This is a genomic window from Holdemania filiformis (assembly GCF_003459085.1).
Taxonomy (GTDB): domain Bacteria; phylum Bacillota_I; class Bacilli_A; order Erysipelotrichales; family Erysipelotrichaceae; genus Holdemania; species Holdemania filiformis.
In genome coordinates this window covers 73,774-88,962 of the sequence record NZ_QRUP01000001.1, presented here as the reverse complement: position 1 = coordinate 88,962, position 15,189 = coordinate 73,774, and the positions used below count along the sequence as shown (strand labels likewise).

The 15,189-nt window shown below is 53.5% G+C and carries 15 protein-coding genes and 1 riboswitch; all 15 genes read left to right on the top strand.

The window, feature by feature from the left end:
• Positions 1-21: 21 nt before the first annotated feature.
• The 15 genes from DWY25_RS00415 to DWY25_RS00345 all read left to right on the top strand — a co-directional run bounded on the left by DWY25_RS00415 (position 22) and on the right by DWY25_RS00345 (position 15,175).
• The gene (locus tag DWY25_RS00415; RefSeq protein ID WP_006060297.1) at positions 22-315 is read left to right on the top strand and encodes a competence type IV pilus major pilin ComGC; all 294 of its coding nucleotides are present in this window, start codon (positions 22-24) and stop codon (positions 313-315) included.
• Entirely contained in the window at positions 305-622 is a 318-nt protein-coding gene (locus DWY25_RS00410; RefSeq protein WP_117892282.1) for a hypothetical protein, read from the top strand. The genes DWY25_RS00415 and DWY25_RS00410 overlap by 11 nt, the downstream gene beginning before the upstream one ends.
• Entirely contained in the window at positions 612-860 is a 249-nt protein-coding gene (locus tag DWY25_RS00405) for a hypothetical protein (protein ID WP_117892278.1), read from the top strand. Before DWY25_RS00410 ends, DWY25_RS00405 begins: the two co-directional genes overlap by 11 nt.
• Positions 791-1,228 (top strand): hypothetical protein, encoded by a 438-nt coding sequence (locus DWY25_RS00400; protein WP_181981624.1) that lies wholly within the window; start codon positions 791-793, stop codon positions 1,226-1,228. The genes DWY25_RS00405 and DWY25_RS00400 overlap by 70 nt, the downstream gene beginning before the upstream one ends.
• Positions 1,218-1,559 carry a hypothetical protein gene (locus DWY25_RS00395; RefSeq protein ID WP_117892272.1) on the top strand — a complete coding sequence of 114 codons (342 nt, stop codon included), beginning with the start codon at positions 1,218-1,220 and terminating at the stop codon, positions 1,557-1,559. The genes DWY25_RS00400 and DWY25_RS00395 overlap by 11 nt, the downstream gene beginning before the upstream one ends.
• 4 nt (positions 1,560-1,563) lie before the next feature.
• On the top strand, positions 1,564-1,932 hold the full coding sequence (locus DWY25_RS00390; RefSeq protein WP_117892269.1) for a hypothetical protein: 369 nt from the start codon (positions 1,564-1,566) through the stop codon (positions 1,930-1,932).
• A gap of 49 nt (positions 1,933-1,981) precedes the next feature.
• Positions 1,982-2,539, top strand: coding sequence for an elongation factor P (efp, locus tag DWY25_RS00385; protein WP_006060304.1), 558 nt, complete (start codon positions 1,982-1,984; stop codon positions 2,537-2,539).
• A gap of 96 nt (positions 2,540-2,635) precedes the next feature.
• A riboswitch (FMN riboswitch) is annotated at positions 2,636-2,752 on the top strand.
• Between the two features lie 96 nt (positions 2,753-2,848).
• Positions 2,849-3,451, top strand: coding sequence for an ECF transporter S component (locus DWY25_RS00380; RefSeq protein WP_117892266.1), 603 nt, complete (start codon positions 2,849-2,851; stop codon positions 3,449-3,451).
• A 324-nt stretch (positions 3,452-3,775) separates the two neighbouring features.
• Complete coding sequence (locus DWY25_RS17635; RefSeq protein ID WP_181981623.1) at positions 3,776-4,825, top strand: hypothetical protein; 1,050 nt, start codon at positions 3,776-3,778, stop codon at positions 4,823-4,825.
• Positions 4,825-5,499, top strand: a complete 675-nt coding sequence (cmk, locus tag DWY25_RS00370) for a (d)CMP kinase (protein ID WP_117892263.1) — start codon at positions 4,825-4,827, stop codon at positions 5,497-5,499. Before DWY25_RS17635 ends, cmk begins: the two co-directional genes overlap by 1 nt.
• A complete protein-coding gene (der, locus tag DWY25_RS00365; protein ID WP_006060309.1) occupies positions 5,492-6,796 on the top strand; it encodes a ribosome biogenesis GTPase Der in 1,305 nt (434 codons plus the stop codon). Before cmk ends, der begins: the two co-directional genes overlap by 8 nt.
• A 12-nt stretch (positions 6,797-6,808) precedes the next feature.
• On the top strand, positions 6,809-7,798 hold the full coding sequence (locus DWY25_RS00360) for an NAD(P)H-dependent glycerol-3-phosphate dehydrogenase (RefSeq protein ID WP_117892260.1): 990 nt from the start codon (positions 6,809-6,811) through the stop codon (positions 7,796-7,798).
• A gap of 56 nt (positions 7,799-7,854) precedes the next feature.
• The gene (locus tag DWY25_RS00355; protein ID WP_117892257.1) at positions 7,855-11,076 is read left to right on the top strand and encodes a DEAD/DEAH box helicase; all 3,222 of its coding nucleotides are present in this window, start codon (positions 7,855-7,857) and stop codon (positions 11,074-11,076) included.
• Positions 11,077-11,216: 140 nt separating this feature from the next.
• On the top strand, positions 11,217-12,056 hold the full coding sequence (locus DWY25_RS00350) for a DegV family protein (protein ID WP_181981622.1): 840 nt from the start codon (positions 11,217-11,219) through the stop codon (positions 12,054-12,056).
• A 383-nt stretch (positions 12,057-12,439) separates the two neighbouring features.
• Positions 12,440-15,175: a sigma 54-interacting transcriptional regulator gene (locus DWY25_RS00345; RefSeq protein WP_244925894.1), complete on the top strand. Its 2,736-nt coding sequence runs from the start codon at positions 12,440-12,442 to the stop codon at positions 15,173-15,175.
• Positions 15,176-15,189 lie beyond the last annotated feature (14 nt).

Genomic DNA, 15,189 nt, shown 5'->3' with positions numbered 1-15,189 from the left:
AAAATAGGAAAGGAGAAACCTATGAAAAGGGGATTTACTTTATTGGAGATGATTATCGTCGTCAGCGTGCTGGCCATTCTGTTTTTGCTGTCTGTTCCGAATATTCAGCGGGTTATGAAAATCGTCGATGAAAAGGGCTGCGCGGCGCAGCTGAAGGTCATCGATTCCGCGATTCTGCAATACAAGCTGGACACCGGTCAGCTGCCGTTAAGGATCAACGATCTGGTATCGGCGGGTTTGTTAACGAAGCAGCAGACGGAATGCTCCGGCGGCGAGCAGCTGGAAATCCGCGAGGGTCAGGCTTATGTCCGCTAAAGCGGGAACGACGCTGACGGAAATGCTGCTGGCGCTGACGATTGTAGCGGCCTGCGAGCTGCTGACGATACCGTTTGTAATTCAGCCTGACTTGAGTCCCGGTCGTTTTATTGCCCAGGTGCTGCCGCTTCAGGCCCGGGCGATGGGCGAAGGCCGGGAACAAACCGCCCAAATTGACGGAGGCCAAACCGGCCGCGTCCGCATACATTACAACAGGAAAGGGCGGATTGACCAGGCCCGCACGGTATGCTTCAGCCGGCGATGCCTGGTTATGGAGTTGGCGGGAGGGCGGATCGTTGAAAAATAAACGTGGTTTTTTACTGAGCGATGCCTTGATCGCAATCACGCTGTGCACTGCTTGTATTTTGATGGCCGGAGGGCTGCTGAGCAGCCGCCATCATCTCAATGAAATCGTGAAGCGCAGGCAGCAGGAAAGCAATCAACGGCTTGCGGAGGCGCTGGAAGCAAAGGGGGAATGTCCGGTATGCACGCCGATTCCGATCGAAACGCCCGCTCCTGCCGAACCCGGCGGGGAAACATCCTGATCGATCTGCTTCTGAGTCTGTGGATTGTCACGCTGTTTCTGCCGATGATTCCAACCGTCGTCAGATTTCTCAGCCGGCAGGACTGGGTAATGCGTTCGGCCCAGGATCAGATCCAGCTGCAGCAGCTGCGCCGGTTATTGCTGGGCAGCGGATCGATCGAAGTGCACGACGATCAGCTGACGTTTGACGCCGAAGGTCAAACCCGCCGGCTTGTTCAGAATGGAAGCTGGCTGTTAGTCCATCCGGGAACCTGGATTTTTTTCGATCAGGTTGAATCCGTGCGTTTTGAGCAGCGCCAATCGCAGATCTGGATGCATCTGACGGGTGAGCGGGGAGAATGGGAGGCGATCGTGGGAGATGTGGGATAAACGCGGCTTTGTCAGCCTGTTCTTTCTGGCCTGGTTTCTGATCTTAAGCGCCTGGACGTCGCTGGGATATCTTCAGATCAACGCGGAAATTGAGGTCGCGGAACAACTGGAAGCCGGTCAGCGGCAGGAGCTGCGCCTGATTCCGATCTTTCGCTGGATCCGCTGCCAGCTTGAGCACGATTATCGCTGTGATGGCTGGCGGCCGGAAATTCAGGCGGAGGTGCAATGGCATGGCGGCATGGCGGAAGTGACGACAGAATATGAAAAAATTGTGATGACGCTGGATGAAAACGGCGGGAAAGTGACAAACTATGAGATAGAGATGAGGTGAAACGATGAAACAATTTATCGACAGTGTGATCGCGTCGGTTTTCTTTCTGATTTTGATGCTGCTGGGGGAAACGCTGCAGTTTCTGCCCTCAGGAAGCACGCCGTTTCTGACTTGTGTTTATGGCGCTGAGCTGTTTTTTGTTTCCTGGGTTTTAATGTATCGGTCCAAGAACACTGTGGAACTGCTGGATTTCTTTGTCAGCGCTGTGATCCTGGGTGTTCAGTTTTTGATCCTGGGCGGCCGGCTGAATCTTGACCAATGGTGCTATCTGGGGTTTGCGACAATCGCTTCGACGATCAGTTTTGGATGCAACCGCCGCTTCGGCAACCGGATTCATTTGGAAAATAGCCGTCCGCAGCCGGGAAATCATTGACAAAATCGCCTATTCCTATAAAATATACTAGGTAGGATGGTGAATAGTAATGATTATTGTAAATGACTTAAAACCAGGAACAACATTTGAAAATGAAGGTAATATTTTTGTCGTTCTGGATATTCAGCACAACAAAACTGCGATGCGTCAGATGATCGTTAAGGTCAAGGTTAAGAATCTGCGTACCGGGGTTATCAATGAAATCTCCTTCACCGGCGGTGACAAGGTAGAACAGGCGCATATCGATAAGCGCGAAATGCAGTATTTGTACGATACCGACGACGCGTTGGTCTTCATGGACAACGAAACCTATGACCAGATTGAGATCCAGAAGGATCACCTGGAATGGGAAATGAAGTTTATGAAACCGAATGACAACATCATGATTTCGATGTATGAAGGCGAAATTCTGGGAATTATTCTGCCGGATAAGGTCGAGCTGCAGATCGTTGAATGCGAACCGGCAGTCAAGGGCGATACGGCGACGTCCGCTTCAAAAATGGCGAAGCTGGAAACCGGTCTGGAAATTCGTGTTCCGCTGTTTATCGAACAGGATGAAATGGTCGTCATCAACACGGCCGACGGAAAATATTCCGGACGCGCTTAAGTCGAAACTGAAGATTTGGTCGAATGCAGATCAAATCTTTTTCTTTTTTTTGCTAAAGCCTTTACAAATTCGCTTGTGAAGGTTATGATAAGGACGATAAAACTTCAGGGCAGGGTGCAATTCCCGACCGGCGGTAAACCCCGCGAGCCGTTTCTCGGTTGAACTGGTGGAATTCCAGTGGCGACAGTAAAGTCTGGATGAAAGAATGTTTTTTTCTTTTTCATAGAGCTACCCCGAAGGTTTTGTTGAAACCTTTTTTTGTCGTCAGGACAGAAAAAGCGAAGGTTGTCAGAAGTGGAGGAGAAAATTATGACAAGCAGAAAATTTTTCAACATAAAAACCATGGCTAAAGTGAGCATCTTAGCGGCGATCGCCTTTATCCTGATGGAATTTGATTTCCCGATTCCATTTATCGCTCCGCCGTTTTACAAGCTGGATTTCAGCGAGGTTGCCGTTTTGATCGGCGGCTTTGCGATGGGCCCGCTGGCCGGCGTTGCGATCGAAGCGATGAAGGTCTTCTTAAGCTGTCTGTTTTTCGGTTCCGGTACGGCGTATGTCGGGGAACTGGCCAACTTTGTGATGGGCTGCGCGTTCATCCTGCCGGCCGCCTGGTATTACCGCCGGCATAAAAATCTGAAAAGCGCGCTGATCGGTATGATCCTGGGGACGCTGTGCCTGATGCTTGTCGGCGGTTTGACAAATTACTTCGTGATGCTGCCGGCGTATTCGTTCTTCTTCAACATGCCGCTGGAAGCGATCATTTCGATGGGCGCCAAGGTCGTTCCGTTTGTCGACAATGCGTTCACGCTCGTACTGTTCTGCACGACGCCGTTCAATCTGATCAAGGGGATTGTGACCTCGCTGCTGGTATTCTTGTTATATAAGCACATCTCGCCGATTCTGCACCGTTAACGGAATCCGCCGGTTTGCTTTGATCAGAAAGTGAAAACAAACTGAAGATTTCTAGGCTGGTATTTTGCAATCCGGACCGCTGCTTGTTTTGATCAAGCACAAACGGATGTATTCATACCAGCTTTTTTTGGGATTGGATTCCATTTCTGTTTTTATAATCTTCAGGTGCGGAATAAGGAGAAAAGATCTGCCCGCGTCCTTGAATCAAAGGCGCCGCGGATCAAAACGACAGACTACTTTCACAAAAGAATCGGGAAACCGTCAGTTTTCTTCGCAACTGGAGTCAATTTTTGATATAATGAAAAAGATTAGGAGGCACTGTGTATGCAGAATATGTCGCGTAAGGCTAAATATGAAAAACTGAGGCAGGAATTGCAGAACGATGCGGAATCGCAGATCAGTACGAAGGGGATTTCCGCTTATGCCGAACGGTTAAGCCGTTTGGATACGACTGCGACGGAACAGCTGGAAGTTAAAGAAGAAGAAAACCATGATCCGATCCATCTGCGCCGCGAAGCTTATTTTGCGGATGAAACGCAGAAAGAGAAAGCGAATCCAACGGCCGCTTCTTTTAATAATGAATATCTTGACGAGTACATCAGCGAAGTGAAGGAGTACAATAAGCAGCGCGGTCTGTTAGCCAGCGAGGACACGCAGGTTAACATCCTGAAGCAGCTGCGCGAACAAAGCTCCATTCGTCCATTTGAGGAAAAGATGGTCAGCACAAGCAAGGATAACCTGTTGGATGACATGGATATTCCGTCGTTTGTTCTGCCGGAGGATGACACGCTGCGCAACACGATCTCGATGGAGGTCAAGCAGCTGCTTGATCAGAGCGGCAACAGCGGTGAAATGTTAAAGACGCTGGAACCGGCGCCAACCCCGGAAATCAAGAAATCCCGTCGGATGAAGCCGCCGGTTGAGGAAGAAACCACGGATATCCAGCCGATTGTCGACGACGAAGACGATGAGGAAGACGATGACGAATGGGACGACGAGGACGAAGAAGAAACGAAAAAGCCGCGTTGGAAGCTGTTTGGCCGTCGCCGCGACGAGGAGGACGACGAGGAGGAAGAAGATCAGGACGAGGAAGACGAGGATTGGGAGGATGAGGAAACCCAGCCGCACCGTTTCTTCGGCAAACTGCGTTCCCACATGCAGGAAGAAAAAGAACTGCGGGAAAAGCTGATGAGTGAAACCGTTCAGCTGCGGGCGCAGATGGACGATTATGAAGACGAGCTGAACGACATGAACGATTCCGTATCCTATACGAATCGCCTGTTAAACTTCATTCTGGTTCTGTTAATCCTGGCGCTGTTAGTCGTTCTGGGGATCGTCGTCTACTGGATCCTGCTTCAGAAAGGAATTATTTAATGAAATTGAACATTGCGATCGATGGGCCGAGCGCCGCGGGAAAAAGTACGATTGCCCGGCGGCTGGCTCACGAATGTGGTTATATCCATTTAGATACCGGGGCGATGTACCGCTGCATCGCCTACAAAGCGCTGAATGAAAAGCTGGCGCTGGATGAGGAAGCGGCGCTGGGCGCGATGATCGACCGGACTGAAATCCGGTTGACCCCGCAGGGACAGGTGTTCTTGGACGGCGTGGAAATGCAGGATGAAATTCGTTCGAACGCCGTGTCGATGGCGGCATCCCGGGTTTCTTCACTGAAAACAGTGCGTCAGAAACTGGTTGAGCGGCAGCAGAAAATGGCGGCGGATAAAGGCGTCGTCATGGACGGCCGGGATATCGGAACGGTCGTTTTGCCAGCGGCGGAAGTAAAGATCTTTTTGACCGCTTCCCCCCAGGCTCGTGCGAAACGGCGGTTTCTCGAGAATCAGCAGAAGGGAATCAGCTCAGACTATGATCAGCTCGTCGCGGAAATCGCACAGCGCGACCGGCAGGACATGGAACGGGTTCATTCGCCGCTGCGGCAGGCGGAGGACGCCGTCTGCGTCGATACCTCAGATATGACGATTGATGAGGTCGTCGCCACGATCAAGCAGATCATGGCGCAAAAGAGTAAGGAGGGAAACCATGATTAAAGGTGTGGTTGCCATCGTTGGCCGTCCGAATGTCGGAAAGTCAACGATTTTTAATCGGATCCTGGGCGAACGGGTTTCCATCGTCGAGGATACTCCGGGCGTGACCCGGGACCGGATTTACGGAAAGGGAACGTGGCTGACGCAGGATTTCCGTCTTATTGACACCGGCGGAATTCAGCTGGAAAACCAGCCGTTCCAGGAAGAAATTAAAGCGCAGGTGGAAATTGCGATCGAGGAAGCCGACGTTATTTTGTTTGTCGTCAACGGCCGCGACGGCGTGACCGGCGACGATGAGTTCATCGCGCGGATGCTGCGGCGCAGCGGCAAGCCGGTCGTTCTGGCCGTCAATAAAATTGACGACGCGACGCTGCAGGGAAATATTTACGAATTCTACGCGCTGGGGTTATCGGAACCGATCGCGGTCAGCGGATCGCACGGCATCGGTATCGGCGACGTCATGGACGCCTTGGTCGGGGCATTTCCCGAAAAGCAGCAGCCGGAGCTGGAAGGCATCCGCTTCGCGATCATCGGCCGGCCGAATGTCGGCAAGTCCAGTCTGGTTAACGCGCTGTTAAAAGAAGAACGCGTTATTGTTTCGGATATTGAGGGCACGACCCGTGATGCGGTCGATACTCCGTTTGAACATGACGGCAAGCAGTATGTCGTTGTCGATACGGCCGGAATCCGCAAGCGCGGCAAGGTCTATGAAAACATTGAAAAATACTCGGTGCTGCGTGCGATGAGCGCGATTGAACGCTGCGACGTCGTGTTGTTTGTGATCGACGGGGAAAGCGGCATTCGCGAACAGGATAAGCATGTCGCCGGGTATGCGCATGAAGCCGGCAAGCCGATCATTATCGTTTATAACAAATGGGATGCCGTGGAAAAGGATGAAAAGACGATGAACCGGGTGACGGAACAGATCCGCGCGCAGTTTGTGTATCTGAGTTACGCTCCGGTGCTGTTCGTCTCGGCGAAAACCCATCAACGCGTCAATACGCTGCTGCCGATGATCGACGACGTCTATCACTATTCTCAGCTGCGGATCGCGACCAATGTGCTCAACGAAGTCGTGATGGACGCTCAGCTGACCACGCCGGCGCCGACGCACAACGGCCAGCGGCTCAAGATTTTGTACGCTTCGCAGGTGGCGGTTGCGCCGCCGACGTTCGTGCTGTTCGTCAACGATCCGCAGCTGCTGCACTTTTCGTACCGCCGTTATATTGAAAACCGGCTGCGGGAGGCGTTTGGTTTCGACGGATCGCCGATCCGGATCATCGCCCGCAGTAAGGAATAGAGGAGGCAAAGGATGAAAATTTGCGTATTGGGCAGCGGAAGCTGGGGTACGGCGCTGGCGCAGGTGCTGGCGGATAATCATCATGAGGTCGTCGTCTGGGGCAAAAGTCCTGAAGAAATCGCCGACCTGAAGCTCCACCGCAACACGAAATACTTTCCGGAGGTGCTGGTCAATCCGGCCATTGAAGCGACGCTGGATTTCGATACGGTCAAAACCGCCGATATCCTGCTTCTCGCGGTGCCGACCGGGGCGGTAGAAGAAGTCAGCCGACAGGCCGCCTCCGTCCTGGATCATCCGGTGATTGTGATCAACGTCGCCAAGGGATTCCATCCGACGACGCATCAGCGGCTCAGCGAAGTGATCAAGGAATGCTTTACGCCGGAAACGCTGACAGACGTCGTTTCTCTGATCGGTCCCTCGCACGCGGAGGAGGTCATTCTCCGCAAGCTGACTTCGGTCAACGCGGTCTGTGAAAACGAAGCGTCAGCCAAACAGATTCAGGAGCTGTTCTCCAACGATTATTTCCGCGTTTACCGCGGAACCGACGTGATCGGTTCGGAAACCGGTGTGGCGATCAAAAACATCATGGCGATTGCCAGCGGCATCATCACCGGACTGGGCGAAGGCGACAACGCCCGGGCGGCGCTGATGACCCGCGGTCTGGCGGAAATGTCCCGCTACGGCATCGCGCAGGGCGGACGCGCCGAAACATATCTGGGATTAACCGGAGTCGGCGATCTGATCGTCACCTGCACGTCTCCGCATTCCCGCAATTTCCAGGCCGGCGTGCAGATCGGCCGCCAGGACAGCGCGGAGATTTTCTGGAAAACCAATAAGAAGACGGTCGAGGGCGTGAAAGCGGCCAAGGTCATCTATGAAGAATCAATAAAAAAACACATCAGCATGCCGATCACCGAACAGGTCTACCGCGTGCTGTATGAAGGCGAAAAGCCGTCCCAGGCGATCAAGCTGTTGATGGCCCGGGAGCTGAAATCAGAATAAAAGCCCGTCGCGGGGCTTTTTCTGATGGAACAATCGGAAAGGAGGAATCGGTGCCAATGATTCTGGACGAAACGAATCTGAGTACCTATTTTGATGAGCGGACGTGGAATCTGGCGCGGCGTTATCATCAGGAACGCTCGATCATCCAGTCGCTGTCGGCCGTCGAATATAAAACGCTGCAGCTGATCGAGATCGAAGCGGTCGTTTATCCGTATCTGCAGCATGTTAAGCTGTCGCTGCATTCCGTGACCGGCGAGCTGCTTCATTTTTCCTGCGAATGTCCGTACTGTGTCCACGATGAAAAAGCCTGCGCCCACATCGGCGCGGTTTTGATGTTTTTGAAAGAACGGACGATTGACCATTTTCCTTTTTATTACCGGGAGAACGCCGCCGACTATATCCAGCAGATGCGCCGCCGGCAGATGTTTTCGCAAAGCGACCAGCTGATTGAGGCGTATGTCAATTCCGCGGTGCTGGACGATCCGGTGATGCTGCAGAACGATCCGGTTGCATTGCAGCCGGAGGTCATGTTCTCCAATTCCGAGCTGCTGGTCAGTTTCCGGATCGGCCGCAAGAAAAAATACATTTTGAAAAATCTAGGCGAATTTATGACGCGGATGAACGAGGCGGCGATTGTCAGCTATGGCAAGGAACTGCAGTTTCTGCATGTTCCGGAGTCGTTCGATGAAGTTTCGCAGAAAATCCTGCGCTTTATCCGCCGCAACTATCCGACCCAGACCAATTTTGATACGGGGGCGCGCTATGTCAAGCTGACCGGCGGCAGTGTCGATGATTTTTACGAGCTGTTTCTGAATCATCCGGTGATGATGGCGGATGGCCGGCCAATGGTGATGATCGAGGAAAATCCGCAGTTTACGCTTCAAGTCGAAGGGCAGGGACAGGACTACCAGCTTACGGTCACGCCGCACGAATACCGCTACCTGGCCAGCAATGAGGCCGATTATGTTTATGTCGGCGGCACGCTGATCCGGCTGCTTCCGCGGTACCGGATCCTGTGCGGACCCTTATTGAAACGGCTGCAGAAGGGCAGCAAGCTGCTCGTCAGTCACGAACAGATCAAGAATTTCTATTACAACGTCCTGCAGCCGGTCAGCGAGCTGATTCCGGTGCTGGGCATGGATGAGCTGCCGGTCCGTCTGGATCCGCTGGTCACACGGGTGTATATCGACGAGCCGACGCCGCACACGATCATGATCACGATCCGCTTCTGTTACGGCGCCAACGAATACATCGGCTTCGATACGCTGACCAACCGCGATAACCGCAATCTGCGCAAGGAACAGAAAGTGCGCGCGATCATCCGGCAGTATGTGACGCGGATTGACACGCTGACCCAGATCGCCTGGATTGAGAAAAACGAAACCAAGGAATTCAGCTTCCTGGCGGAAGGGGTAGGCAAGCTGATGGATCTGGCGGAGGTCTATATCTGCGAATCGCTGAAAAATGTTCAGATCCGTTCGCGGGCTTCGTTCTCCGTCGGTGTGCGGTTGACCTTGGGCCTGCTGGAGCTGCAGCTTGACAGTCCGCAGCTGACGCCGCAGGAGCTGGAAGAAATTTTCCGCGGCTATCAGCAGAAGAAAAAATATGTGCGCTTAAAAAACGGCGATTACTTTGCGATCGGCGAGGGTGAAACCGAAGAAGTGCTGGCGATGCTGGACGCGCTGCAGGTTGACCCGAAGCAGCTGGGCGCCGGGCCGGTGACGCTGGAAAACTACCGGGCGCTGGCGCTGAACGAACGGCTGATGAGTACGCCGGAGATCAAGGTCGAGCGGGATCAGGAGTTCAAAACGATGATCCGCGACTTTAAAAATATTGAGGAAAGTAAATTCGACGTGCCGCCGTCAATGCGCAAGATCCTGCGCACCTATCAAAAGGAAGGCTTCCGCTGGCTGAAAACGATCGCTCACTACGGCTTCGGCGGGATTCTGGCCGATGATATGGGCATCGGCAAGACGCTGCAGATGATCGCCGTGCTGGAGGATGCGCGGCTGCAGGGGGAGGGCGGCTGCAGTCTGGTGGTCACTCCGGCTTCGCTGATCCTCAACTGGCAGGCGGAAATCCGCCGCTTCGCACCGCAGCTGAAATGCGGCTGCGTCCACGGCACGCTGAAAGAACGACAGGATACGCTGACTGCGGTGGACGACTTTGACGTTCTCATCACGTCTTATGACTACGTCAAGCGCGACGAGGCGTTGTACCAGCCGCTGGCTTTTCAGTATCTGGTGCTTGATGAGGCGCAGGCGATCAAGAATCAGCGGACCAAGAGCGCCCAGGCTGTCAAGCAGATCCAGGCCCGCCACCGCTTTGCCCTGACCGGTACGCCGATTGAGAATTCATTAGCCGAGCTGTGGTCGATCTTCGATTTCTTAATGCCGGGCTATTTGTTCAGCTATGCACAGTTTAAGGAAAACTACGAGCTGCCGATCGTGCGGTATGACGACGAAGAACGGCTGACGTTATTAAAGAAGCTGGTATCGCCGTTCATCCTGCGGCGCGTGAAACAGGACGTCTTGAAGGAACTGCCGGAAAAGACGGAAAGCGTGCTGCAGATCGAATTCAGCGAGGCGGAAAAGAAGCTCTATCAGGCGTCGCTGCAGCAGATCCAGACGCAGTTGACGCAAACCTTGGATCAGCAAACCAACGCCGGCAGCTCCAAGATCATGATTTTGGCGATGCTGACGCGGCTGCGGCAGATCTGCTGCGACCCGGGACTGGTGTTTGACGGTTACGGGGGCGAGCGAAGCAAGCTGACCGCCTGCATGGAGCTGATTGAAAACGCGGTGGAGTCAGGCAAGAAGATCCTGGTCTTCTCCCAGTTCACGACGATTCTGGACAAACTGCGGGGGGAATGCGAGAAGCGCGGGATCGGAACCTACCTGCTGACCGGCGCGACGCCGAAGCAGCAGCGTTTTGATTTAATGGAAAGCTTCAACCGCGATAAGACGCCGGTCTTTCTGATCTCGCTGAAAGCCGGCGGTACGGGATTGAACCTGACCGGCGCGGAGATCGTCATTCATTACGATCCATGGTGGAATCTGTCGGCGGAGAATCAGGCGACCGACCGCGCTTACCGGATCGGCCAGACGCGCAACGTCCAGGTTGTCAAGCTGATTGTCGAAGGCACGGTTGAGGAAAAGATCAGCAAGCTTCAGCAGCAGAAGCAGCAGCTGTCGCAATCGGTCATCGAAGGCTCCGACGGTTCGATCGCCGCAATGAGCCGCGAGGAAATCCTCGAGCTGTTTGAGACTGAATTTTAAATGATACGGCTTTCATTCAAGCAATTGTTTGAAATGCCGTTTTTATTTTGCGAAAAAGGGTTGTCAAGGGGAGTATGCGCTGTTATAATGGGTTAGATTTTTATATTGATATTCAAACTATCTCAAGGAGGAGACACGATATGACAGTTCGTATTATCACTGATTCCACAACCGATGTGACCCCGGAGGCCGCCCGTCAGCTCAAGATAAGCGTCGTTGCGCTGAAGGTGCTGTTCGGCCATGACGAATACCGCGACGGCATTGATTTGAACATCGAAGAATTTTATGCCAAACTGACGGGTAGCGGTCAGCTGCCGACAACTTCGCAGCCCTCGCCGAACGATTTCCTGACGGAATACGAGAAAGCGAAAGCGGCGGGCGAGGAAATCCTCGTTCTGACGTTGTCCAGCCAGTTAAGCGGAACCTGTCAATCGGCGCAGCTGGCGAAGGATTATTGTGAATACGAACCGATTTATATCGTTGACAGTTTATCGGCGACGATCGGTACGCAGCTGCTTCTGCGCGAAGCGATCCGGCTGCGTGATGCCGGCCAGTCCGCCAGGCAGATCGCGGCGCAGTTAGATCAGCTGAAATCGCGCATCATCGTTCTGGCCGCTGTGGACACGCTGGAATTTCTGGTGAAAGGCGGCCGGTTGTCCAAGGCGGCCGGATTCGCGGGTTCGTTGTTAGGGATTCATCCGATGATCACCTTGGAGGAGGGCAAGCTGAGCGTTTTAGGCAAAGCCCGCGGCAAGAAAGCGACGCTGCAGCTGTTTTGGCAGCAGATGGAAAAGCTGGGGATGCCGGATCCTCAATATGAACCGATCTTTGGTTATACGGGAAACCGCGAAGCGGTCAGCGACCTGATCGCCTTCTTAGAAGAAAAAGCAATCGTCAGTTCGCAGGTGTGCGGCGTCGGCAGCGTGATCGGCACGCATACCGGGCCGGGCGTCAGCGCGATCGCGTATCTGCGTCAGTAAATCATGAAATTTGAACGATGGGAAACTAAAGAACAGTTTCCCTTTTTTTTACTTTCAGAGCGCTTGGTCCAAGATTTCACTGGGATGCTTGACTATTAACTTGGAAATTTCGCAATCGCCGATTTCTCTTTGGCGCCGTTGGTCTAGTTGAGCACGACAAAGTCCGGTTTATTTCGTATCATTAAACAGGATCGCGCCTGGTTAAAAGATAGGTAAGCCTTTCAACGGAATTTAACAGAGTGTCGACACTGACATGACTGAAACGAATAGTGTCAGAATTCCGGAGATCTCTTCGCTCAGTGTTGAAACTTATCAGATCTAAAGATTTTTTGGGTGAATATCCTATAATGAAGCCATCAGCCGATCTGAACGAGGTGAATGGGATGAATAAAACAAAAGAGGAAATTCTCATCTGGCTGAAAAACCAGACCCGGATCTACGGTTTGACGCAGCTGGAACGGTTGACGACCCGGAATATCGCCGCGCAGCTGAATCTGTCGCGCACCTTGGCGAGTCAGTATCTCAACGAGCTGTGCAAGGAAAACGCGTGCGTCAAAATCAGCTCCCGTCCGGTTTACTATCTGGCGAGGCAGGAGCTGGAAACAAAATATCAGGTGACGTTGATCGACGAGGAATATTTCAATGTCGCCGATCTGGTTCAGGCACTTTCCCGGAAACCGTACCAGGCGCAAAACTTTGAAAAAGTAGTCGGAGCCGACGGCTCTTTGGCCGGCTGCATCGCGCAGCTCAAGTCGGCGATGCAATACCCCAGCGGCCTGGCGGTGCTTCTGGAAGGTGAACGCGGAAGCGGACGGCGGTTTCTCGCACAGTCGGCGTTTGAATTTCTCACGGATCAACATCTGAATTCGGCCGCCGCCCGGTTTGTGCGCTGGAGCGTCAGTGCGGAAATGACTCCTGAACGCCAGCTTGCCGAGCTGTTCGGCGAGGAACAGGAGGGCACGGTGCGCTCAGGCTTGATTGAAAAAGCCGGAGACGGCGTCGTGTACCTGACGGAAGCCGATCAGCTGAGCGCGGAATGCCAGCTGAAGCTGGCTGAATTGATCCGCTCGGGCATCTATACCCGGGCTCGCCAAACACAGCCGGTCTTGAAGAATAACGCCCGCTTTATTCTATCGCTGGCCAGCCGGTCTGCGCAGGCGCTGCAGCCTGAGCTGCTGCTCAGCATCCCGGTTCACTGCCAGGTTCCCGCCTTTTCCCGCCGTCCGGTCCAGGAGCGGGAAGAACTGGTGATCCAGCTGCTTTTGAAGGAACAACGCAAGCTGAACCGGGAGATTAAAATGTCCGCGCGGCTGTTTGGAGCGCTGTGCGCCGATCTGCCGGGACTGAATTTAGCGGAGCTGAATAATGGTTTAAAAACAATGTGCGCGGCCGCCTATTCCCAACATCCGCAAGAGCCGGTCATCGTGTTAAAAGCGATGGATCTGCCGCCGGAGCTGCTGGGCCGCTTACCGTTAAGCCAAGTCCGCAAGCCGTCGGAATCAACGCCATTGCCGGTCGAACAATTCCGCCGCCAGGATGGCAGCGATCAGATTTTAAAGCTGTTCGATCATCTGCTGGAAAGCCACCGGCACTATTATAACGAACACCGCGTCTTCGCGCAGTTTCTGGAGCAGGGACTGACGCGGATGCGGGAATATTACGACACGATTATCTTTTCAACAAAGGAGGAGGACAGCCGGCTGGTCGTCATTGAAGCTCAGATCCGCCGTGAACTGGATACGCTGGATCTGGATCAGCGGCTGACGCTGCCGCCGAACTGCAGCTTTGTGCTGGCCCGGATGACGTGTGCGCTGGCGCGAATCCATTCCAGTCTGGCTGTCTGGGAAAGTCAGCGGCAGGAAGCGATCCAGGGCTGCCTGAACACCTTGCGTCAGCAGCTTCCGGAGGCAACGGCGTTAGCGGAGTCGCTGACTGAGAAAATATGCGGTTCGCTTGAATTGCGTTCCCAGCCGTTAAACACGATCTTTCTGACGCTCAACATCCGCTTTTATAACCAGGAGCCGATACGCCGGCAAAACTGCGGCATCATTATCAGCCACGGCTATTCGACGGCGTCCAGCATCGCGGACGCGGCGAATCAGCTGCTGGGAAAACGAATTTTCGACGCGCTGGATATGCCGTTAGATACGGAGGTCGGCGAGATCGAGAAAAAACTGAACGAGTTTATCCGATTCCATTCTTACCTCCGCTCGATGATCCTGTTGGTCGATATGGGATCACTGGAAGGAATTGCCGAGCATCTCGACTGTCCGATGGAAGTCGGCGTGATCAACAACATCTCAACCGGACTCGCGCTGGATATCGGTATGCGCTTAAGCCGGTGCGAACCGCTGGAAATGATTTTGAAATCAGCATGCGAGAGTTATCAATGCCGGTACCGGATTCTGGCGCGCAAGCAAAAAGAACGGGCGATTCTCTTTACCAGCGATATTTCGGTGAAGATCAGTGGCAAGCTGGCGGAGCTGTTCGCCCGGTCGCTGCCCCGTCCATTAAATATCCGGTTTATTGAAGCCGATTACGCGACGCTGCAGTCGCCGCAAGAACGGCAGGTCTTATTCGACCGCTACGAGGTTTTGATTCTGATCGGGCCGTTAGGTTTTCATCCGGAAAACGTCAATACGATGGCGCTGGAGGATATCGTCAGCTTCCGCTCAATGGAGCCGCTCAATCAGGCCTTGGAAGGTGAGCTGGACGCGGCGGAGCTGGAATTGTTTCAGCAGCAGCTGTTAAAGAATTTCTCGCTGCAGAGCTTGATGGAAAATTTGACGATCCTCAATCCCGCGCGCTTGTTGGACTGTGTATACGAAGCGGTCAGCGCGCTGCAGCGGCAGATGAACCGGCGCTTTCAAAGCCGGACGCTAGTCGGCATCTATATTCACGTCAGCTTTCTGATCGAACGGTTAGTGACCCGCACGGCAATCGAATCGCTGGCAGATCTGACGCCGTTTTTTGTCCAGGCTCACCGCGATTTCATCGAACAGGTCAACGCCAGCTTCGCGCCGCTGCTTAAGAATTACAACGTCACCGTTCCGATCGACGAGATTTCCTATCTCTACGACTATATCGAAAACGACCGACAGGACCCTTCAGGGGTTTAATTTTCAGGAGGAAA